At 73.9% G+C, this 18,568-nt stretch carries 17 protein-coding genes and 2 pseudogenes; 12 read left to right on the top strand and 7 right to left on the bottom strand.

Translation table 11 applies throughout. The annotated features are described in order from the left end of the window. Positions 1 to 164 precede the first annotated feature (164 nt). The gene (locus ACZLMO_RS06730; protein ID WP_463653269.1) at positions 165 to 1,412 is read left to right on the top strand and encodes a Glu/Leu/Phe/Val dehydrogenase dimerization domain-containing protein; all 1,248 of its coding nucleotides are present in this window, start codon (positions 165 to 167) and stop codon (positions 1,410 to 1,412) included. Between the two features lie 145 nt (positions 1,413 to 1,557). Here ACZLMO_RS06730 and ACZLMO_RS06725 read toward each other — a convergent pair whose 3' ends face one another. Beyond that, on the bottom strand, positions 1,558 to 3,021 hold the full coding sequence (locus tag ACZLMO_RS06725; RefSeq protein ID WP_463653268.1) for an NAD-dependent succinate-semialdehyde dehydrogenase: 1,464 nt from the start codon (positions 3,019 to 3,021) through the stop codon (positions 1,558 to 1,560). A 219-nt stretch (positions 3,022 to 3,240) separates the two neighbouring features. Here ACZLMO_RS06725 and ACZLMO_RS06720 point away from each other — a divergent pair, with 219 nt between their 5' ends. Continuing rightward, positions 3,241 to 4,482, top strand: coding sequence for an aspartate aminotransferase family protein (locus ACZLMO_RS06720; RefSeq protein WP_425713856.1), 1,242 nt, complete (start codon positions 3,241 to 3,243; stop codon positions 4,480 to 4,482). Positions 4,483 to 4,486: 4 nt separating this feature from the next. Beyond that, the gene (locus tag ACZLMO_RS06715) at positions 4,487 to 4,981 is read left to right on the top strand and encodes a DUF3830 family protein (protein ID WP_463653267.1); all 495 of its coding nucleotides are present in this window, start codon (positions 4,487 to 4,489) and stop codon (positions 4,979 to 4,981) included. Positions 4,982 to 5,098: 117 nt separating this feature from the next. On the opposite strand, the gene ACZLMO_RS06710 is transcribed toward ACZLMO_RS06715, so the two are convergent. Both ACZLMO_RS06710 and ACZLMO_RS06705 read right to left on the bottom strand, forming a co-directional pair. Continuing rightward, positions 5,099 to 6,454 carry an amidase gene (locus ACZLMO_RS06710; protein ID WP_463653324.1) on the bottom strand — a complete coding sequence of 452 codons (1,356 nt, stop codon included), beginning with the start codon at positions 6,452 to 6,454 and terminating at the stop codon, positions 5,099 to 5,101. Positions 6,455 to 6,470: 16 nt separating this feature from the next. Next, positions 6,471 to 7,451 (bottom strand): D-2-hydroxyacid dehydrogenase, encoded by a 981-nt coding sequence (locus tag ACZLMO_RS06705; protein WP_463653266.1) that lies wholly within the window; start codon positions 7,449 to 7,451, stop codon positions 6,471 to 6,473. Positions 7,452 to 7,524: 73 nt separating this feature from the next. Between ACZLMO_RS06705 and ACZLMO_RS06700 the strand changes: the two are divergent. The 6 genes and pseudogenes from ACZLMO_RS06700 to ACZLMO_RS06675 all read left to right on the top strand — a co-directional run. Then, positions 7,525 to 8,256: pseudogene (locus tag ACZLMO_RS06700) on the top strand (maleate cis-trans isomerase family protein); the annotation flags it as partial. Positions 8,257 to 8,384: 128 nt separating this feature from the next. Beyond that, positions 8,385 to 9,137 carry a maleate cis-trans isomerase family protein gene (locus ACZLMO_RS06695; RefSeq protein WP_463653265.1) on the top strand — a complete coding sequence of 251 codons (753 nt, stop codon included), beginning with the start codon at positions 8,385 to 8,387 and terminating at the stop codon, positions 9,135 to 9,137. Continuing rightward, complete coding sequence (locus ACZLMO_RS06690; protein ID WP_463653264.1) at positions 9,124 to 9,873, top strand: GntR family transcriptional regulator; 750 nt, start codon at positions 9,124 to 9,126, stop codon at positions 9,871 to 9,873. Before ACZLMO_RS06695 ends, ACZLMO_RS06690 begins: the two co-directional genes overlap by 14 nt. A gap of 14 nt (positions 9,874 to 9,887) precedes the next feature. Further along, a complete protein-coding gene (gene purB, locus ACZLMO_RS06685) occupies positions 9,888 to 11,330 on the top strand; it encodes an adenylosuccinate lyase (RefSeq protein WP_463653263.1) in 1,443 nt (480 codons plus the stop codon). 88 nt (positions 11,331 to 11,418) lie between these two features. After that, the gene (locus ACZLMO_RS06680; protein WP_463653262.1) at positions 11,419 to 11,673 is read left to right on the top strand and encodes a ribbon-helix-helix domain-containing protein; all 255 of its coding nucleotides are present in this window, start codon (positions 11,419 to 11,421) and stop codon (positions 11,671 to 11,673) included. Beyond that, positions 11,670 to 12,119: a TA system VapC family ribonuclease toxin gene (locus ACZLMO_RS06675; RefSeq protein ID WP_463653261.1), complete on the top strand. Its 450-nt coding sequence runs from the start codon at positions 11,670 to 11,672 to the stop codon at positions 12,117 to 12,119. The genes ACZLMO_RS06680 and ACZLMO_RS06675 overlap by 4 nt, the downstream gene beginning before the upstream one ends. Before the next feature lie 84 nt (positions 12,120 to 12,203). On the opposite strand, the gene ACZLMO_RS06670 is transcribed toward ACZLMO_RS06675, so the two are convergent. Then, positions 12,204 to 12,698 (bottom strand): VOC family protein, encoded by a 495-nt coding sequence (locus tag ACZLMO_RS06670; protein ID WP_463653260.1) that lies wholly within the window; start codon positions 12,696 to 12,698, stop codon positions 12,204 to 12,206. A gap of 137 nt (positions 12,699 to 12,835) precedes the next feature. Between ACZLMO_RS06670 and ACZLMO_RS06665 the strand changes: the two genes are divergently transcribed. Together ACZLMO_RS06665 and ACZLMO_RS06660 are read left to right on the top strand one after the other, a co-directional pair. Then, positions 12,836 to 13,597, top strand: a complete 762-nt coding sequence (locus ACZLMO_RS06665; protein WP_463653259.1) for a DedA family protein — start codon at positions 12,836 to 12,838, stop codon at positions 13,595 to 13,597. Continuing rightward, on the top strand, positions 13,594 to 14,226 hold the full coding sequence (locus ACZLMO_RS06660; RefSeq protein WP_463653258.1) for a GNAT family N-acetyltransferase: 633 nt from the start codon (positions 13,594 to 13,596) through the stop codon (positions 14,224 to 14,226). Before ACZLMO_RS06665 ends, ACZLMO_RS06660 begins: the two co-directional genes overlap by 4 nt. 118 nt (positions 14,227 to 14,344) lie before the next feature. Here the strand turns inward: ACZLMO_RS06660 and ACZLMO_RS06655 are convergent, their stop codons facing one another. The 3 genes and pseudogenes from ACZLMO_RS06655 to ACZLMO_RS06645 all read right to left on the bottom strand — a co-directional run. Then, entirely contained in the window at positions 14,345 to 15,361 is a 1,017-nt protein-coding gene (locus ACZLMO_RS06655; protein WP_463653257.1) for a Ppx/GppA family phosphatase, read from the bottom strand. Positions 15,362 to 15,392: 31 nt separating this feature from the next. Then, complete coding sequence (locus tag ACZLMO_RS06650; RefSeq protein ID WP_463653256.1) at positions 15,393 to 16,415, bottom strand: SRPBCC domain-containing protein; 1,023 nt, start codon at positions 16,413 to 16,415, stop codon at positions 15,393 to 15,395. Positions 16,416 to 16,518: 103 nt separating this feature from the next. Further along, positions 16,519 to 16,905, bottom strand: a pseudogene (locus ACZLMO_RS06645) (ArsR/SmtB family transcription factor); the annotation flags it as partial. A 129-nt stretch (positions 16,906 to 17,034) separates the two neighbouring features. Here ACZLMO_RS06645 and ACZLMO_RS06640 point away from each other — a divergent pair. Continuing rightward, positions 17,035 to 18,534 carry a hypothetical protein gene (locus tag ACZLMO_RS06640; RefSeq protein ID WP_463653255.1) on the top strand — a complete coding sequence of 500 codons (1,500 nt, stop codon included), beginning with the start codon at positions 17,035 to 17,037 and terminating at the stop codon, positions 18,532 to 18,534. Positions 18,535 to 18,568: the final 34 nt, after the last annotated feature.

The following is an 18,568-nucleotide window of genomic DNA, read 5'->3' as shown; positions in this document are numbered from 1 at the left end:
ACGCACAGATGGCCCGCACAGTCCCACGGCCCCGCCCGCGAACCGGGGAGGTGACCATGCAGGAAACCTGCACGCCACCGTGCACGAACCGTTGATGGACGCCCGATCGGCCGCGGACTCACTCTGGGCGGACAGTCACGGACGGACGAAGGAGGCGGATCAGGATGACGACCATCGACGACCCTCGGCAGGGATTGACCCATGCCGGACAGGCGGTGCCGACGGCCGCGCCGCCCGCCGTCACCCGCGAGCCGTACCAGAGCCTGACCTGGGTGGACCCGGTGACCGGCGTCCACGGCTACCTCGTCGTCGACACGCTCCTGTCGGGCCTCGCCACCGGCGGCACCCGCATGCGCGCCGGCTGCACGATGCGCGAGGTCGGGGACCTGGCCCGCGGCATGTCGCTCAAGACGTCGACGTTCGGGATCCCCGTCGGCGGCGCGAAGGGCGGCATCGACCTCGACCCGAAGGACCCGCGCGCCGAGGGCGTGCTCGAGCGCTTCTACGACGCGATGCGGCCCTGGCTCGACTCGCACTGGGTCACGGCCGACGACCTCGGCGTGGACCAGCACCGGCTCGACGCCGTGTTCGACCGCCTCGGCCTCATCCACTCCTACGGCGCCGCGATCCGCCGCGCGGCGGACCCGGATGCGACCTACCGCCGCGTCCGCGCGGCCATCGACGCCCCGGTCTCCGAGGGCCTGCACCTCGGCGACATGATCGGCGGCTACGGCGTGGCGCAGGCCTGCCTCGCGGCCGTCCGCGCGCTCGGCCCTGGGCCGGGCGGGACCACGACGGTGGCCGTCCAGGGCGTCGGCACGATGGGCGGCGGCACGGCCTGGTACCTGCACGAGGCCGGCGCGCACGTCGTGGCGCTGGCCGACGCCGCCGGGACGCTCTACCACCCCGGCGGCCTCGACGTCCCGGCGCTGCTCGCGCTCCGCGACGCCTACGGCGAGATCGACCGCACCCGCGTGCCGGACGACGTCGAGCAGCTCCCGCGCGACGCCGTGCTCCGCATGCACGTCGACGTCCTCGTCCCGGCGGCCGTCTCCTACGCGATCGGCCCGCAGAACGCGGACGAGGTCAACGCCCGCGTCGTCGTCGAGGCCGCGAATGCCGCCGTGGTGCCGGAGGCGGAGCCGATGCTCGCCGCGCGGCACGTCCCGGTGGTCCCCGACTTCGTGGCCAACGCCGGCGCGGCCACCTGCGCGTGGTGGCTGCTGCTCGGGATGGTCGGGCCGGACCCCGCCGACTCGCTCGAGCGGCTGCGCCGCGAGATGCGCACCCTCGTGGGCACCCTGCTCGAGCAGTCGCGCCGCACCGGCGCCACGCCCCGCGAGGTCGCCCTGGTGATCGCCGAGGAGCACCGGATCGCGGTCGGCGACTCGGCGCAGGTCGTCATCCCGTAGCCCGCGGTCCGCACGCCACGACGACGAAGTCCGGTCGAGCCGGCTCCGACGCTCCGGTCCCACGTGAGGCCGCCGCGGCGGGGCCGGCTCGTCGTCGTGCCCGCGGCCCGCGCCGCGCCCCTCACGAGGGGCGCGGCGCACCGACCTACCGCGTGACCGGAATCCCGGTGTACTTGGTCTCGAGGAACTCGTCGATCCCGACGAGCCCGCCCTCGCGGCCGAGCCCGGACTCCTTGATCCCGCCGAACGGCGCCGCGGGGTTGGAGACCACACCCTGGTTGATCCCGACCATCCCGGCCTCGAGGGCGTCGCTCACCCGCAGCCCCCGGTCGAGGTCACGCGTGTAGGCGTAGGAGACGAGGCCGAAGGGCGTGTCGTTGGCGAGCGCCACCGCCTCGGCCTCGGTGTCGAACTCGGTGATCGCCGCGACCGGACCGAAGATCTCGGTGCTCCCCATCTCGGCGTCGGCCGGCACGCCCGTGAGCACGGTCGCGGGGTAGAAGTAGCCCTCGCGCCCGTCCGGCTCGCCGCCGGTGCGGACGGTGGCGCCGCGGCGCACGGCGTCATCGACGAGGGTGCCGACCTTGTCGACGGCCCGCTGGTCCACGAGCGGCCCGACGACGACACCCTCGTCCACGCCCCGCCCCATCGGCAGCGCCGCCATCCGCTCGGCGAGCCGCCGCGAGAACTCCTCGGCGACCGAGCGGTGGACGTAGAACCGGTTGGCCGCGGTGCAGGCCTGGCCGATGTTGCGCATCTTGGCGGCCATCGCGCCCTCGACGGCGGCGTCGAGGTCCGCATCCTCGAACACGAGGAACGGCGCGTTGCCGCCGAGCTCCATCGACGTGCGCATGACGGTCTGCGCGGCGAGGCCGAGCAGGTGCTTGCCCACCGGGGTCGACCCGGTGAAGGAGAGCTTGCGCGAGCGGGGGTCGAGGATGAGCGGCGTCATCACGTCGTCGGAGGCGCTCGTGGTGACGACGTTGACGACGCCGGCGGGCAGCCCGGCCTCCACGAGGATCTCGACGAGCGCGAGCGTGGACAGCGGCGTCTGCGCGGCAGGCTTGATGATGCTCGTGCACCCGGCGGCGATGGCGGGGGCGATCTTGCGGGTGCCCATGGCCATCGGGAAGTTCCACGGCGTGATGAGGATGCTCGGCCCCACCGGCTGGCGGCTGACGAGGAACCGCGCCTGCCCGTTGGGTGAGGTCATGTAGCCGCCGTCGATGCGGACGGCCTCCTCGGCGAACCAGCGCAGGAACTCCGCCGCGTAGGCGATCTCGCCGCGGGCCTCGGCGAGCGGCTTGCCCATCTCGAGGGTCATCACCAGGGCGAGCCGGTCGGTCTGCTCGATGAGCAGCGCGTAGGCGCGGGAGAGGATCTCGCTGCGCTCGCGGGGCGGCGTCGCGGCCCAGGCGGCCTGCGCGTCGGCGGCGGCGTCGAGGGCGGCCATCGCCTCCTCCGGGCTCGCGTCGGCCACCTCGCAGAGCACCTTCCCGGTGGAGGGGTCGTCGACCGGCATCGTGCGGGCGGTCTCGCGCCACTCGCCTCCGATGAACAGTCCGGTGGGGACGGACGCGATGGCCGCGGCCTCGTCGTGGGTGGTCACTGGTGCCTCCCGTGCTCCTGGGTGGATGGTGCGGACGACCTGGCGAGCGAGCCGCGCATGCCGGCCCGACGACGAACGACGTGCCGCCCGGTGCGCCACCCGCGATCGGGCACCGCGCCAGCCGGCGCGCCCGTCGAGTCTGCTCCCGCGCGCTCCTTGCCGTCGACCCAGCATAGAAGTATTGTCGACAATCCGACAATAATTCGACGGAGGTCCTCCATGACGACGCTGTCACCGCACCTGCGCCAGGCGACCCCGGTCGTCGTCGACCACGGCCGCGGGAGCGAGCTGTTCGACTCCGACGGCCGCCGCTACCTCGACTTCACCGCCGGCATCGGCGTGACGAGCACGGGGCACTGCCACCCGCGCGTCGTCGCCGCGGCGCAGGAGCAGGTGGGCTCGCTCATCCACGGCCAGTACACGACCGTCATGCACCGCCCCCTGCTCGAGCTGACCGAGCGGCTCGGCGAGGTCCTGCCCGAGGGCCTCGACTCCCTGTTCTTCGCGAACTCCGGCAGCGAGGCCGTCGAGGCCTCGCTCCGCCTCGCGCGGCAGGCCACGGGGCGGCCGAACGTCGTCGTGTTCCACGGAGGCTTCCACGGGCGGACGGTCGCGGCGGCGTCGATGACGACCTCGGGCACCCGGTTCTCCGCCGGTTTCAGCCCGCTCATGGCCGGCGTGCACATCGCCCCGTTCCCCACCGCCTACCGGTGGGGGTGGACCGAGGAGGAGGCGACCGACTTCGCGCTGCGGGAGCTCGACTACCTGTTCGCGACCGTCACGTCGCCCCGCGAGACGGCGGCGTTCGTCGTCGAGCCCGTGCTCGGCGAGGGCGGGTACATCCCCGGGAACACGCGGTTCTTCCAGGGGCTGCGCGAGCGGGCGGACGAGCACGGCATCCTCCTCGTGCTCGACGAGATCCAGACCGGCTTCGGCCGCACGGGCAGGTTCTTCGGGCACGAGCACTTCGACGTGCGCCCGGACGTCATGACGATCGCCAAGGGCCTCGCCTCCGGCTTCCCGCTCTCGGGCATCGCGGCGTCGACCGAGCTGATGTCGAAGGCGTGGCCGGGCTCGCAGGGCGGCACGTACGGCGGGAACGCGGTGGCGTGCGCGGCGGCGGTCGCGACACTCGACGTCATCCAGGACGAGGGGCTCGTGGCCAACGCCGCCGAGCGCGGGACGCAGCTGCTGGACGGCGTGCGCGCGGCCGCGACGGACGCGGTCGGGGACGTGCGCGGGCTCGGCCTGCTCGTCGGCTCGGAGTTCGTCACGGCCGACGGCGGGCCCGACACCGCGAAGGCGGCCGCCGCGCAGAAGCTGGCCGCGACCAAGGGGCTGCTCATGCTCACCTGCGGCGCCCACATGAACGTGGTCCGGATGATCCCGCCGCTCGTCGTCACCGAGGCACAGGTGGACGAGGCGCTCGGCATCTGGGCCGAGGTCCTCGCGGAGGTCTGACACCGTGGCCCGGCACGTCACCATCACGCTCGAGTCGCGCGGGGTCGCGTGCCGGGCACGGCTCCTCGACGACGACGCACCCGCCACGTGCGCCGCCGTGTGGGACGCGCTGCCACTGACCGGCGACGCCTTCCACGCCAAGTTCGCGCGCAACGAGGTCTACGCCCTGCTGCCGCGGATCGCCGCCGCCCCGCGCCGCGAGAACCCGACCGTCACCCCGATCCCGGGGGACGTGTGCCTGTTCGACTTCGAACCCTGGGAGATCGGTAACCCCGCCTACGGGTACGAGCCGGGCTCGGCCGCCCACGCCGAGCTCGGCGCCACCGACCTCGCGCTCTTCTACGACCGCAACAACCTGCTGCTCAACGGCGACGTCGGGTGGGTGCCGGGCAACGTCTTCGCCACCGTCGTCGAGGGGCTGGAGGAGATGGCGGCCGCGTGCAACGACCTGTGGCGGCACGGGTTCGTCGGCGAGCGCCTGTCGTTCGCGCGGTCATAGGCGCCGCCACGTCCCGAACACCCGTGCACGAGCCGACGACGACGCACACCCCGACGCGCCGGCGCCCCGGGGCGCCGGCGCGCACACCGGCGCCCCGCTACTGCCGGAGCACCGCCGCTACTTCCCGAGCACCCGCTCGACGAACCGCCCCGCGGCGAGCACGAGGTCGTCGGAGTGGCGCGGCCCCACGATCTGCAGGCCGACGGGCAGCCCGGCCGCGGTCTCACCCGCGGGCACGCTCAGCGCCGGCTGCCCGGTCATGTTGAACGGGTAGGTGAACGGGGTCCACTGCGGCCAGCTGGTCAGCCCGCTGCCCGGCGGCACGTCGTGGCCGGCCTCGAACGCGGCGATCGGCATCGTCGGGGTGAGCAGGAGGTTGTGCGTCTCGTGGAACTCGCCCATGGCGATGCCGACGGCGGCGGCGACGCCTCGCGCCTGGAGGAGCTGGACGGCGCTGAGGGTCTCGCCGTGGTCCCACACCTTTCCCAGCCCGGGGTCGACCGTCTCGCGGGCGCCGGGCATCGTCCGCAGGAGGGTCGCGGCGCCGGCGGCCCACAGGTCCTCGAACGCGTCGATCGGGTCGGGGAACCCGGGGTCGGCGGCGGTCACGTGCAGGCCGGCGCGGCCGAGCGCCGCCACGGCCTCGTCGACGACCCGCGCGACCTCGGGGTCCACGTCGGCGAAGCCCAGGTCGCGCGAGTACGCCACGTGGAGCCCTGCCACGTCGCGGTCGAGCTCGCCGCGGAAGGTGCGCACGGGCGGGGCGAGGGAGGTGGGGTCCCGGTGGTCGGGCAGCGACAGGATGTCCATGAGCAGCGCCGTGTCCTCGACCGTGCGCGTGATCGGCCCGGCGTGCGCGAGGGGCGCGAACGGGCTGGCCGGGTACATCGGCACCCGCCCGTGGGTGGGCTTGAGGGCCACGACGCCGCAGAACGAGGCGGGGATGCGGACCGATCCGCCGCCGTCCGTCCCGAGCGAGCACGGGCCCATGCCGGCGGCGACCGCGGCGGCCGCACCGCCCGAGGAGCCGCCCGCCGTCGTGCGGGGGTCCACGGGGTTGCGCGTGATGCCGCGCAGGGGGCTGTCCGTCACGGCCTTCCACGCGATCTCCGGGGAGGTCGTCTGGCCCACGAGCACCATGCCGTCGGCCCGAACCCGCTTGACGGCCGGCGCGTCGACGGTCCACTCGCGGTCCGGGTCCACCGCGCGCGAGCCGCGCAGGGTGGGCCAGCCGGCGGTGAGGAAGATGTCCTTGATCGAGACGGGCACGCCGTCGAGCAGGCCCTGGGTGTGCCCGGAGCGCCAGCGCTCCTCGGAGGCGGCGGCCTGCTCGAGGGCGGCGTCGGCGTCGACGAGGCTGAAGGCGTTCAGCTCGCCGTCGCGCTCCTCGATCCGGGCGAGCACGGCGCGCGTGGCCTCGACGGGGGAGAGCTCGCCGGACCCGTAGGCCGTCACGAGCTCCGCCGCCGTCATCTCGGTGGGTTCCACGTCAGCTCCCCTCGCCGGGCACGTACCCCCGGGACTTGTCGACCACGCCCGGCAGCGGCTCGCCCGCCGTCCACCGGAGGAAGTTGTCCGCGAACAGGTGGGTCAGCGCGTCGCGCCAGCCGCGGAAGTCCCCGCTGTTGTGCGGGGTGATGATCGCCCCGGGCAGGTCCCACAGGGGGTGCCCGGCGGGCAGGGGCTCGGGGTCGACGACGTCGAGCGCGGCCCCGGCGATCGTCCCCTCCCGCAGGGCTGTCACCAGGTCGTCGGTGCGGACGAGCTCGCCGCGCCCCACGTTGATGAGCCGTGCGGTGGGTCGCATGGAGGACAGGGCCGCGGCATCGATCATCCCGCGGGTGGCCGGAGTCAGCGGTGCGGCGAGGACGACCCAGTCGGCGGCGGCGAGGGCGGCGGGCAGCCCGTCGGCGTCGGTGACGTCCCCGAGGTCGGGATCGCCGGTGCGCGCGCGGCGGCCGGAGCCGGAGACCTCGACGCCGGCGGCGCGCAGGAGTCGCGCGATCGACCGGCCGATGGGCCCGGTGCCGATGACCAGTGCGCGGCTGCCGGCGACCATGTCGCTCTCGCGGTGCTCCCAGGTGTGGGCGTCCTGGCGGCGCACCGAGCCGGGGAGGTCCTTGGCGAAGGCGAGGACCTGGCCGAGGACGTACTCGGCGATCGACGCGTCGAAGATGCCGCGGGAGTTGGTGACGACCACGTCGCTCGCCGCCACCTCGGGCGTGAGCAGGGCGTCCACCCCGGCGGCGGCCACGTGCAGCCACCGCAGCGACCCGGCCGCGTGCCACACCTCGGGCATGACGCGGCTGAGGAAGTGGTAGGCGTACATCACCTCGGCGCCGTCGAGGGCGGCGGCCAGGCCGGCCTCGTCGGCCATGCGCACCTCGGCGCGCTCGAGGACCGGGGCGAGGGCGTCCTGCGACGGCGGATCGCCGTCGTGCAGGACGGCGACGACGGGGCGGGTGGGCACGTTGACAACCTAGGAACGCCACCTATTGTTGTCAACAATCTGACGATCTGCGTCGGTGCGAGAGCGAGGCACGATGGCGGAGCTGCCCGACATCGAGGGTCCGCTCGCCCAGCGCGGCATCGGCGTCATCGCGCCGTTCGACCTCGCCCTCGAGCGCGAGCTGTGGCGGTGGGTGCCGCTCGAGGTCAGCCTCCACCTGGCCCGCACGCCCTACGAGCCGGTCCCCGTCAGCCTCGAGATGGCCGAGCTCGTGTCCGAGGAGCGGCACCTGCGCGCGGCCACCCGGGACGTCCTCGGCGTCGAGCCGGAGGTCGTCGCCTACCTGTGCATGTCCGGCAGCTTCATCCACGGGCTCGCCCACGAGGCCCGGCTGCGCGCGGCCGTCCTCGAGGCCGGGGCGCCCGACGCCGTCACCACCTCCGGCGCGCTCGCCACCGCCGTCCGCGCGCTCGACCTCCGCCGGGTCTCGGTCCTCACCCCGTACGACGCCGCGCTCACCGACCGGCTGCACGACTTCCTCGGCGAGCTGGGCGTCGCGGTGGTGCGCTCCGACCACCTGGGGCTCGGCGGCGGCATCTGGAAGGTCAACTACCGCACGGTCGCCGAGCGGATCACGGGGGCGGACCACGACGACGCGGACGCCGTCGTCGTGGCCTGCACCAACCTGCCGACCTACGACATCGTCGACCCGCTCGAGGAGCGACTCGGCAAGCCCGTGCTCACGGCGAACCAGCTGACGATGTGGGCGTGCCTGGGCCGGATGGGCCTGCAGATGACGGGGCCGGGCCGGTGGCTGCGCGGCGTGTTCGACGACGAGGTATCGGGCGAGGAGGCGCCGGCCGGCGAGGTCGCGTCAGGCCTTGCGACGGCGGGCGGCGGGGCGGGGAGCACCGGCGCGACAGGCCGGACAGCGCCGGGCAGCGAGGTCCCGGCATGAGCGCCCCATCGACACCACACGGGTCACCGACCGTCGGGATCATCTACCCGGGCCACGCCGCCGAGGACGAGTACCCGCGCGCGGCCGAGCTGCTCGGCGCCTCGTTCCCCGTGGCCCACGTCCACGGCACCGACCTCCACGCCGTCCCCGAGCTGCTCGACCTCGGCCGCCCCGACCTCCTCGCCACCGGCGCCGCCGCGCTCGCCCCGCACCGGCCCGCATCGGTGATGTGGGCGTGCACGTCGGGGAGCTTCGTGCGCGGGCGGGCCGGCGCCCAGCGGCAGGTCGACGAGCTGGCCGCCGTCACGGGGGTTCCGACGTCGAGCACGTCCCTCGCCTTCGTCGCCGCCCTGCGGGACCTGGGGATCCGGCGGGTGGCGGTGGCGGCCACCTACCCGGCCGACGTCGCCGACCTGTTCACCGCCTACCTGCGCGACGCGGGGATCGAGGTCGTCGCGGCCGCGCACGCCGGGATCGCCACCGCCGCCGAGGTGGGCACCCTGGCGGCCGACGCGGTCGAGGACCTCGCCGCCGCCCACGACCACCCGGGGGCCGAGGCGCTCCTCGTCCCCGACACCGCGATGCGGACCCTGGAGGTCCTCCCGCGGCTCGAGTCCCGCCTGGGCAAGCCGGTGCTCACGGCCAACCAGGTGACAATCTGGCTGGGGCTGCGCCTGGCCGGCCACCCGGGCACCGGCCCGTCGCTCGGTGCCCTGCTCGACGAACGGAGGCCCCGTGCCGCTGACTGACCTGCGCCCGTCCCGACCGCCGTCCACGGTCGACTACCTCGCCGAGGAGCTGCGCGCCGCGATCATGCGCGGCGAGCTCGCGCCCGGCGAGCAGCTCGGCGAGGCGGAGCTCGCCACGCGGTTCGAGGTCTCGCGCGGCCCGGTCCGCGAGGCCCTCCAGCGGCTCGTGTCCGAGGGGATCCTCCACGCCGTGCGCAACCGCGGCGTCTTCGTCACCGAGCTCACGCTGGACGACGTCCTCGACGTCTACCGCACCCGGTCGGTCATCGAGCGCGGGGCGGTCGAGCTCATCCTCGACGACGAGACCCCGGCGTCCGACACCCGCCCCGCCGCCTCCGGCGCCGACACCCCCGCGCCCGACGACGAGACCCCCGTCGCCTCCGGCCGCGAGGAGACGTACCGGGCACTGGGCCCGAGCGTGGCGGCGATGCGCGCGGCCGCCGAGCGGGGCGACGCCTCCGCGGTGTCCGACGCCGACCAGGAGTTCCACGAGGTCCTCGTCGAGTGCTCCGGGAGCCCGCGGCTCATCCGCGCGATGCGCACGCTGCTCGTCGAGACCCGCATGTGCCTCGGCGAGCTCGTCACGACGTACGCGGACCTGCGCACGCAGGCGAGCGAGCACGAGACCCTGCGCGAGGCGATCCGCTCCGGTGACGCCGCCCGGACGAAGGCCCTCATGCTCGAGCACATGGCCGACGCGGTCTCCCGACTCGTGGACAAGCGCGCCCCGGCCTGAGGGAGAATCGCCCCATGACGGCGCGCACCGACCTCTCGACGATCACCCCGCCCATCGCCCTCGGGGCGCTCGACGGGAGGTACCGGTCGGTCGTCGCGCCGCTCGTCGACCACCTGAGCGAGGCCGCGCTCAACCGGGCCCGCCTGCACGTCGAGGTCGAGTGGCTCGTCCACCTGTGCGACACCGGCGCCCTGCCCGGCGCCCCCGCGCTCACCGACGCCGAGCGCGCCTACCTGCGCGGCCTCGTGGACTCCTTCGGCGCCGACGAGATCGCGGAGCACGCCGCCATCGAGGCCGAGACGCGGCACGACGTCAAGGCCGTGGAGTACCTGCTCAAGCGCCGGCTCGACGAGGCGGCCGACGCCCTCGGCGCGGAGACCTCGCTGCCGGGCGCGCACGAGATCGTCCACATCTTCTGCACGTCGGAGGACGTCAACAACCTGTCCTACGCGCTGACGGTGCGCGCCGCGATCGTCGACGTGTGGCTGCCCGCCGCGACCGCGGTGACCGACCAGCTCGCCGAGATGGCGCTCGCCCAGGCCGACGTCCCCATGCTCGCCCGCACGCACGGGCAGACGGCCACGCCGGTGACGCTCGGCAAGGAGCTGGCCGTGACGGTCGCGCGCCTGCGCCGCCAGCTCGACCGGGTCGCCTCGACCGAGTACCGCGGCAAGATCAACGGCGCGACGGGGACCTACGGCGCGCACAGCGTCGCGGTCCCGGACACGGACTGGGCGGCGGTCGCGGAGCGCTTCGTCACCGGGCTCGGCCTGTCGTTCAACCCGTTGACCACGCAGATCGAGGCGCACGACTGGCAGGCGGAGCTCTACTCCGACGTCGCCCGGTTCAACCGGATCCTGCACAACCTCGCCACCGACGTGTGGACGTACATCTCGCTCGGATACTTCACGCAGCGCCTGTCCGCGCAGGGCTCGACGGGCTCGTCGACGATGCCGCACAAGGTCAACCCGATCCGGTTCGAGAACGCCGAGGCCAACCTCGAGATCAGCTGCGCCCTGCTCGACACCCTCGCCTCGACGCTCGTCACCTCGCGCCTGCAGCGCGACCTCACGGACTCGACGACGCAGCGCAACATCGGCACGGCGCTCGGCCACTCGCTGCTCGCCATCGACAACGTTCGTCGCGGGCTCGCGGGTCTCGACGTCGACGCCGAGGCGATGGCCCGCGACCTCGACGGCGCGTGGGAGGTCCTCGGCGAGGCGGTCCAGCAGGCGATGCGCGCAGCGTCGATCGCCGGTGCGACCGGCATGGAGGACCCCTACGAGCGGCTCAAGGAGCTCACGCGGGGCCGGAAGGTCGACGGCCCCGCGATGCGCAAGTTCATCGGGTCGCTCGGCCTGCCCGCCGACGTCGAGGCGCGCCTCGCGGACCTCACGCCGGCCACGTACACGGGCCTGTCCGCGCAGCTCGCGCGCACGGTCGACGACGAGGGCTGAGGCGGTCGACCGCCGCGTGTGCACGGCGCAGCCGCTTATGGCGAGTGTGCATCTTGATGCATGATCCACATGCAGTCATGATGAGCACATGCGCACCACGCTCACTCTCGACGACGACGTCGCCCGCCTCGTCGACGAGGCCGTGCACCGTGACCGGCGCTCGATGAAGGAGGTCGTCAACGACGCGCTGCGCGCCGCCCTCGCTCCGACGCCAGTGGCCCGGCCCTACACGGTGGACGTCCACCATTCCGCGATCCGCACCGGCATCGACGCCGGGCGGCTCAATCAGCTCGTCGACGAGATCGACACCGATGACGCGCACTCCCCGGAGCCCGCCCGGTGATCGTCCCCGACCTCAACCTGCTGCTCTACGCGCACATCGACGGGTTCGATCGCCACGCCGAGGCGCGGGGCTGGTGGGAGAACGTCCTGTCGGGCGACGAGATGGTGGGCATCGCGCCCGTCGTGGCGATGGGGTTCGTCCGCCTCGCGACGTCGTCGCGCCTGGCGGAGCGCCCGATGCGCGTCCCGGCGGCGAGCGCGGTCGTCCGGTCGTGGCTCGACCAGCCCCACGTCCGACTCCTCAGCTCGGACCGTCGCCACGTCGAGGAGAGTCTCGACCTGCTCGCCGGGTCCGGCGCGGGCGGGAACCTCACCACCGACGCCCAGATCGCCGCGCACGCGACGCTCGAAGGCGCGACCGTCGCGTCCAACGACGCCGACTTTCATCGTTTTGACGGACTCGCCGTGATCAATCCGCTCGCCGGGTCGAAGCGTTCGGCCGACTGACGGTGCCGCACACGGTTGCACTGACCCGGTTCGAGGACGCCGAGGGCTGACCGCGCTCAGTTCCCCCGGGCGCCCCTCGCGAACTCAGTCCGACTGGCCCTGGCCGGGATGGACGAGCGCGCCCTGCACGTACTCCATGTTCGCGACGAACTCCGGGTCGGCGGCCCGGCGTGCCATCTCGTCCTCGTCGACCTCCTCGATCCGTTCCATCAACCAGTACAGGTTGCCGAACGGGTCACGCACGCGTGCCGCCATATCGCCCCAGAACAGCTGGGTCGGTCGGGTCACCGACAGTGCTCCGGCGGCGAGCGCGCGGTCGTGGACCTGCTCGATGTCGCTCACGTAGAGCCGGAGGAATCCTGGGGTCGGCGGCCAGTCAGGCTGGTCGAACATCAGCACCACCGAGTCACCGATCCGGACCTCGGCGTGGGCGATCCCGCCGTCGTCGGTCGTCGTCCGGCCCAGCTCGGTCGCGTCGAAGGCTTCGACGAGGAAGTCGATGAGGCCGGCGGTGTCCTGGCCGATTATCCAGGGCGTGACGGTGTGGTAGCCGTCGGGAACGGTGCTCGGGCGGTTCATGGTGCACTCCTCGTCGTCGGTGAGGTCCTCATGTCGCGGCGACGGTAGGAGGGAATGCGGACAACGACTGACCTCCGTCGGCCATCTCACGGGCACGCCGCCGCACGCGCACACCCCATGCGCCATAGGTTGGAGCGGTGACGACCCCAGCCCTCGCCCACGCGACCCCCACGGCACTCGGCCCCGCCGCACCGCTCGCCGCGTCCGCAGGCGGGACCGACGACCTCACCGGCATCGCCGGCTGGGCCGTGTCGATGATGGAGAGCCTCGGCGCCTTCGGGGCGGCTCTGCTCGTGGCCATCGAGAACCTGTTCCCGCCGATCCCGTCGGAGATCATCCTCCCGCTCGCCGGGTTCACCGCCTCGCAGGGTCAGACGTTCGGGCTGGTCGAGGTCATCATCTGGTGCACCGCCGGCTCGGTGGTCGGCGCCTACGCGCTGTACGGCGTCGGCGCGCTCCTGGGCCGCGACCGGACGCGGGCGATCATGAACTGGCTGCCGCTCGTCGACGTCGAGGACGTGACGAAGACCGAGGACTGGTTCGACAAGCACGGCCACTGGACGGTGCTGCTCGGCCGGTGCCTGCCGATCTTCCGCTCGCTCATCTCGATCCCCGCCGGCATCACGCGGATGCCGCTCCTCATGTTCGGCCTGCTCACCACCGTCGGCTCGCTCGTGTGGAACACCGTGCTCATCCTCGCCGGCTACTACCTCGGCGAGAACTGGGACGTGGTCGAGCAGTACACCGGCTGGCTGCAGTACGCGGTCATCGCGGCCGTCCTCATCCTGCTCGTGTGGTTCGTCGTCAGCCACGTCCGCAAGCGCCGGGCGCGCGGGGCCGCGGGCGAGGGCACGGTCGACGGACAGGGAGCCACCGACACCGCCGACCCCGCGTCGTGAGCACACCCGAGGTCGTCCCCGTCACGGGGTCCGACGTCGAACGGCTCGGCGCGGTCATCGCCGACGCCTTCGACGACGATCCCCTGTTCACGTGGGCCGTCCCGGACCGGGAGCGTCGTCACCGGCGCCTGCCCGCGTGGGCCACGGCGAGCGTGCGGACCGGGCTCGCGCACGGCGTGGCCGACACGGCCGGCGGCGGATCGATCGCGGTCTGGTACGCACCGGGCCGGGCGCCGCGGATGGTCGACCAGCTCAGGGGCGGCGCGCTCGGCGCGCTGCTCCGGCTCCGTCCGGGCGACGTGCGCCGGCTCGCCGCCGCCGAGCGCCAGGCCGAGGTCGCGCACCGTCGGCACGACCCGGGATCGGCCGCGTGGTACCTCGCGTTCCTCGCGGTGGCGCCGGAGGACCAGGGCAAGGGCCACGCCGGCGCACTGCTGCGCCACGGGCTCGCTCGCGCGGACCGCACGGGCGCGCCGGTCTGGCTCGAGACGAACACGGCCCGCAACGTGGCGATGTACGAGCGCTTCGGCTTCGAGGTCGTGGCGCACGAGCCCGCCGGCGCGCTGCCGGAGTTCTGGGGACTGCTCCGCCAGGGCCGCGGCGCCGACGAGCCGCTCCGCGACGACTGATCCCTCGCCCCCGGGGGCAGCGCACGTCCGCCGCCAGGCGCAGCACTCGTCGCCGAGCGCGACACCACCGGCCGGGCGCCACGGACGCCGGTCTCTCGCCGCGCCTCCGAACCCCTGCTCAGACGAACGAGGACCGCAGCGCGCCCCCGGGCGGCCCCCCGGCCGAGGCGCCGCCACCGACGGGAGCGAGGTTGTCCCCGTTCTCCGGCCCGGACATGTGGTCGATGCGCCGCAGAATCGCACCCTCGCGCAGGGCCCACGGGCACACCTCGACCCGGTCCACGCCCAGGTGCCGCATCGCCGACTCCGCCACGACGGCCCCGGCCACGATCTGGTGCGTGCGCTCGGGCGTGATCCCGGGCAGCTCCATCCGCTGCTCGGCGGGGATGCGGGCCAGCCTCGGCACCCAGTCCTGGAGGTCGCGCAGGGCCATCCGGCGCCTCTCCTCGGGCCCGATCACCGCCTGCGAGTGCCCGGCGAGCCGCGCGAGCGAGCGGAACGTCTTCGAGGTGACGACCACGTGGTCAGGGGCGGGCAGCTCGGCGAGGTCCTCCGCGACCGGCGCGAGCAGCTTGTCCACGCGCCGCTGGAGGGTGGTCATCTGGTTCTTCTCCGGCGGGTCCGTCTTGAGGAAGTGCCGCGTGAGCCGGCCGGCGCCGAGCGGCAGCGAGACCCGGTACTCGGGGGACTCGTCGATGCCGAGCGCGACCTCGAGGGAGCCGCCGCCGATGTCGAGCACGAGCAGCCGGCCCGACGCCCAGCCGTGCCACCGCCGCGCCGCGAGGAACGTCAGTTCCGCCTCCTGGTCGCCGCTGAGCACCCGCAACGGCACGCCGGCCGCCTTCTCGAGCTTGGCCAGCACCTCGGGACCGTTGCGCGCCTCGCGGATGGCGGACGTCGCCATGCCGACGAGCTCCTCGCACCCGAACTTCTCGGCGGCCTTCCGGGCCCGCTTGACGGCCTTCTTCAGCGCCTTGACGCCGTCGTCGTCGATCGTGCCGTCGTCGGTGAGGTACTGCATGAGCCGCACCGTCGACCGGTCCGAGGACTCCGGGTCGGGACGCGCGTCGCGCACGGCGTCGAGCACCACGAGGTGCACGGTGTTGGATCCGACGTCGAGGACTCCCAGGCGCATCCGGACACGGTAGTCCCCACCGCCGCGCCGATCAGACAGCCGCGGCGAGCGCGCCGAGGGTGAACGCCCAGCCCTGCCGGTAGCTCGACGCGGGCGCGTCGTCGGCCCACGGTCCCGAGTGCCGCACGACGACGAACGACCCGCCCGGCCCGCCGCCCCGCGCATCGGTCCCGTCGGTGGGCCCGTCGGGCACCACCGCTGCCTCGGCGCTGCCGGCCGCTTCCCCACTGCCGTGCTCGACCCGGATCTCCACGGCCTCGTCGGCGCTCGTGCCGTCGGCGTCGGCCCACCGCCACGTCATCGCGAGGCGCCCGGGCCTGCCGGCGGCCGGGGGTTCGACGTCGAGGTAGCGCCCGTCGAGCACGATCCCCGCGCCGGGGGCCTCGATCCGGTAGGCGCCGCCCACCCGCACGTCCGCCTCGACAGTGACGTCGTCCCAGTGGTTCCACCACCAGCTGCGCAGGCCGTCGGCTGTGGCGAGGGCGGTCCACACGCGCGCCGGGTCGGCGTCGACAGCGCGTCCCAGCTCGAGCGGCGCTCGCGTGATCGTGCGCCAGACCTTCACCGCGGCGGCCTCGATCTCGTCGTCGCTCGCGCTCACCGCACCAGCAGCACCTTCCTCCACGGCGCCGAGCGCGCGGGCGAGCGCCTGGAGGACCTGCTCCCACCCGCCGCCGTAGCCCACGGCGTGGCCGGGCTCGGCGAGCTCGTGGCGCAGGGTGAGCTCGGCGCGGTCGGCGTCGACCTCCCGGAAGCGCGCGGAGATCACGCTCGTGGCCTCGCCCTGCCAGGCCCACTCCACCGCGACCTCGTCGTCCGTGCACCTGAGCACGCGGCCGGTCGCGCGGTCGTCCGGGTCCTCGGACAGGGCGGCCTCGAAGGCGTCGCCCACGCGGGCCGGGTCGCCGGTGACCGTGCCGAACCAGCGCGCGAGGCGGCCGATGTCCGTGCAGGCGTCGCGCAGGTCGGCGGCTCCGGCGCGGTAGGTGCGGGCGAAGGTGAGGACGGGCTGGTCACGCGGTCCGGTCAGCGCCCGGACGATGCTCTGGTCCACGGTCGGTCTCCTTGTCGGTGCGTGCGTTCCGATGGATGGTCGGTCGGCGGGGCGTGCCGGACGTGCGGCCGGCGCTCTGCCGGTCGGCGTCCCGCCGGCCGGCGCCCTGCCGGTCGGTGCTCTGCCGGTCGGCGCTCTGCCGGTCGGCGCTCTGCCGGTCGGCGTCCCGCGAGTCACGCCTCCCGCGGGCGAGCTCGGTCTCGAGGGCGTCGAGGCGCTGGGGCCACAGGCGCGCGTACCGCTCGGCCCAGGCGTCGACCTCGTCGAACGCCCCGTCGGCGAGCCGGTAGATGCGGCGGGAGCCGCGGGCCTCGACCTCGACGGCCCCCGCCTCCCGAAGCACGCGCAGCTGGTTGGACACGGCCGGCTGGCCGATCCCGAACTCGCCCTGGACGAGCGCCCCGACCTCGCCGGCCGCACTCTCGCCGTCGGCGAGCACCTCGACGATCCGGCGTCGGACCGGGTCGGCGAGAAGGGCGAAGGCGTCCACGCGCCATTTATATCAGTGTTGACTGATATCAGCAATTCCTGAAGCACTACCGAACCGCCCGAGCACCACCCACCGGCCCCCGCCGACTCACGTACCGTTGCCACCAGGATCCCGACCCGGAAGGCCCCCATGTCCCAGCTCGTCCTGCAGAAGGCCGTCACCCCCGCGATGGCGAAGGTCTACCTCGAGAAGGGCCTCGACCGGGTCTCCGGCTTCGTCGTCCCGGCGGCCGAGGTCGCCACCCTCGGAAACACCGAGGACCTGTTCCGCCTGCACGCTCTGGGCTTCACGGGCTCGCCCTTCTCGCCGGACCAGCCGATCGACGTCCTCCACGTCCCGCTGTCCCCGACCTGGCAGATGGTCCCGGCGACCGGCGGCCGCACCGAGGCCGAGCGCGCCAAGGTCCGCGGCAACTTCCTCGAGCGCGAGCCCTTCGACGGCTCCGGGTTCAGCCAGGTCGGCGACGTCCGCGCCCCGCTCGCGTGGATCGAGCACGACCGCCTCACCGTGGGCGCCCGCCTCTGGCGCTTCCTGCCCGGCCAGGCCGAGCCGGAGCACCTGGGGACCTACCACGGCCCCGCGTACGGCTGGCAGAACCACGCGGCCGGCGACCTCTTCGCCACCGCCGTGCCGTCCAAGCTCGTCGGCTACGTCGCGCGGGTCGACGGCACCGCCTGGGCCGCGGACGTCCGTCTCGACGACGACAACAAGCCCTCCCTCATCACCCTCGTCTCGCCGAGCAAGGACGCCGAGGAGCAGGGCTTCACGATGACCGAGGCCGGGACGTGGGCCAAGCAGGTCGTCCGCTCCGAGGTCGACGAGCTGTTCTCCATGCACTGCACCGCCCGCTGGAACGGCGTGCCGGTCCGCGTGGTCGACGACCAGGTCGACCCGCAGGGCACCCGCCGCGCCCGGATCTTCTCCATCGCCCGCGACGCCAACGTCAACGAGCGGCACAAGATGGACAAGCTCGACGCCGGGGTCTACGAGAAGACCGTCGAGTGGGACGAGCTGAGCGACGTCGTCTACGCGCAGCGCATCCCCAAGCAGTGGGCCACCGAGGAGCAGCTGGCCAAGGGCGAGGAGTACCAGCGCGAGCGCCGGTCGGGAACCTCGGTCACGCCCGCCCCGCACTCGGTCGCCGGCGCGAACACGCAGGTCTCGCTCGGCACGCCCGAGGGCGCCGACGACTCCCACCCCGCCGTCAAGCACCGCGCCGAGCTGCAGACGATCGTGCGCGGCATGGTCGACGTGGTCCCCGCGGACTGGAAGCGTGCCCGCCTCGTCGCCGTCATGCTCGGCACGCGCGGCGAGATCCGCTCCGGCGCCACGACCGCCGACGGCACCGAGGTCACCCTGACAGGCCTGACCAAGGAGGTCGCGCAGGCGGTCGCCAAGCTCCGCGTGGACTCGGCGGACAACGGCGGCAAGGGCGCGTGGCTGACGGCGGTCATCACGGTCGAGCCCGCCGGATCGGTCAAGCTCGCCACGGACCACGACATCCAGCCGACCTGGCGCACGAAGCCTGCCGAGACCGACTACCGCCTCGAGCTCGAGCGCCACCCGCGCGCGCCGGAGAACATCCCGGACTGGTGGCAGGAGCACCTCACCGCCGGCACCACCGACTGAGGCGCGCGTGCGCGCCCGGGGCGAGCGACGCCGT

The sequence above is a fragment of the Georgenia sp. G2120 genome, assembly GCF_055326485.1.
The sequence above is the reverse complement of the archived record's forward strand: the minus strand, read 5'-3'. Positions and strand labels throughout refer to the sequence as shown.

Coding starts and splice junctions, on each gene's coding strand:
- ACZLMO_RS06730 (WP_463653269.1), top strand. CDS start 165: ATGACGACCATCGACGACCCTCGGCAGGGATTGACCCATGCCGGACAG.
- ACZLMO_RS06720 (WP_425713856.1), top strand. CDS start 3,241: ATGACGACGCTGTCACCGCACCTGCGCCAGGCGACCCCGGTCGTCGTC.
- ACZLMO_RS06710 (WP_463653324.1), bottom strand. CDS start 6,454: ATGACGGCGGCGGAGCTCGTGACGGCCTACGGGTCCGGCGAGCTCTCC.
- ACZLMO_RS06695 (WP_463653265.1), top strand. CDS start 8,385: ATGAGCGCCCCATCGACACCACACGGGTCACCGACCGTCGGGATCATC.
- purB (WP_463653263.1), top strand. CDS start 9,888: ATGACGGCGCGCACCGACCTCTCGACGATCACCCCGCCCATCGCCCTC.
- ACZLMO_RS06680 (WP_463653262.1), top strand. CDS start 11,419: ATGCGCACCACGCTCACTCTCGACGACGACGTCGCCCGCCTCGTCGAC.
- ACZLMO_RS06670 (WP_463653260.1), bottom strand. CDS start 12,698: ATGAACCGCCCGAGCACCGTTCCCGACGGCTACCACACCGTCACGCCC.
- ACZLMO_RS06655 (WP_463653257.1), bottom strand. CDS start 15,361: ATGCGCCTGGGAGTCCTCGACGTCGGATCCAACACCGTGCACCTCGTG.
- ACZLMO_RS06640 (WP_463653255.1), top strand. CDS start 17,035: ATGTCCCAGCTCGTCCTGCAGAAGGCCGTCACCCCCGCGATGGCGAAG.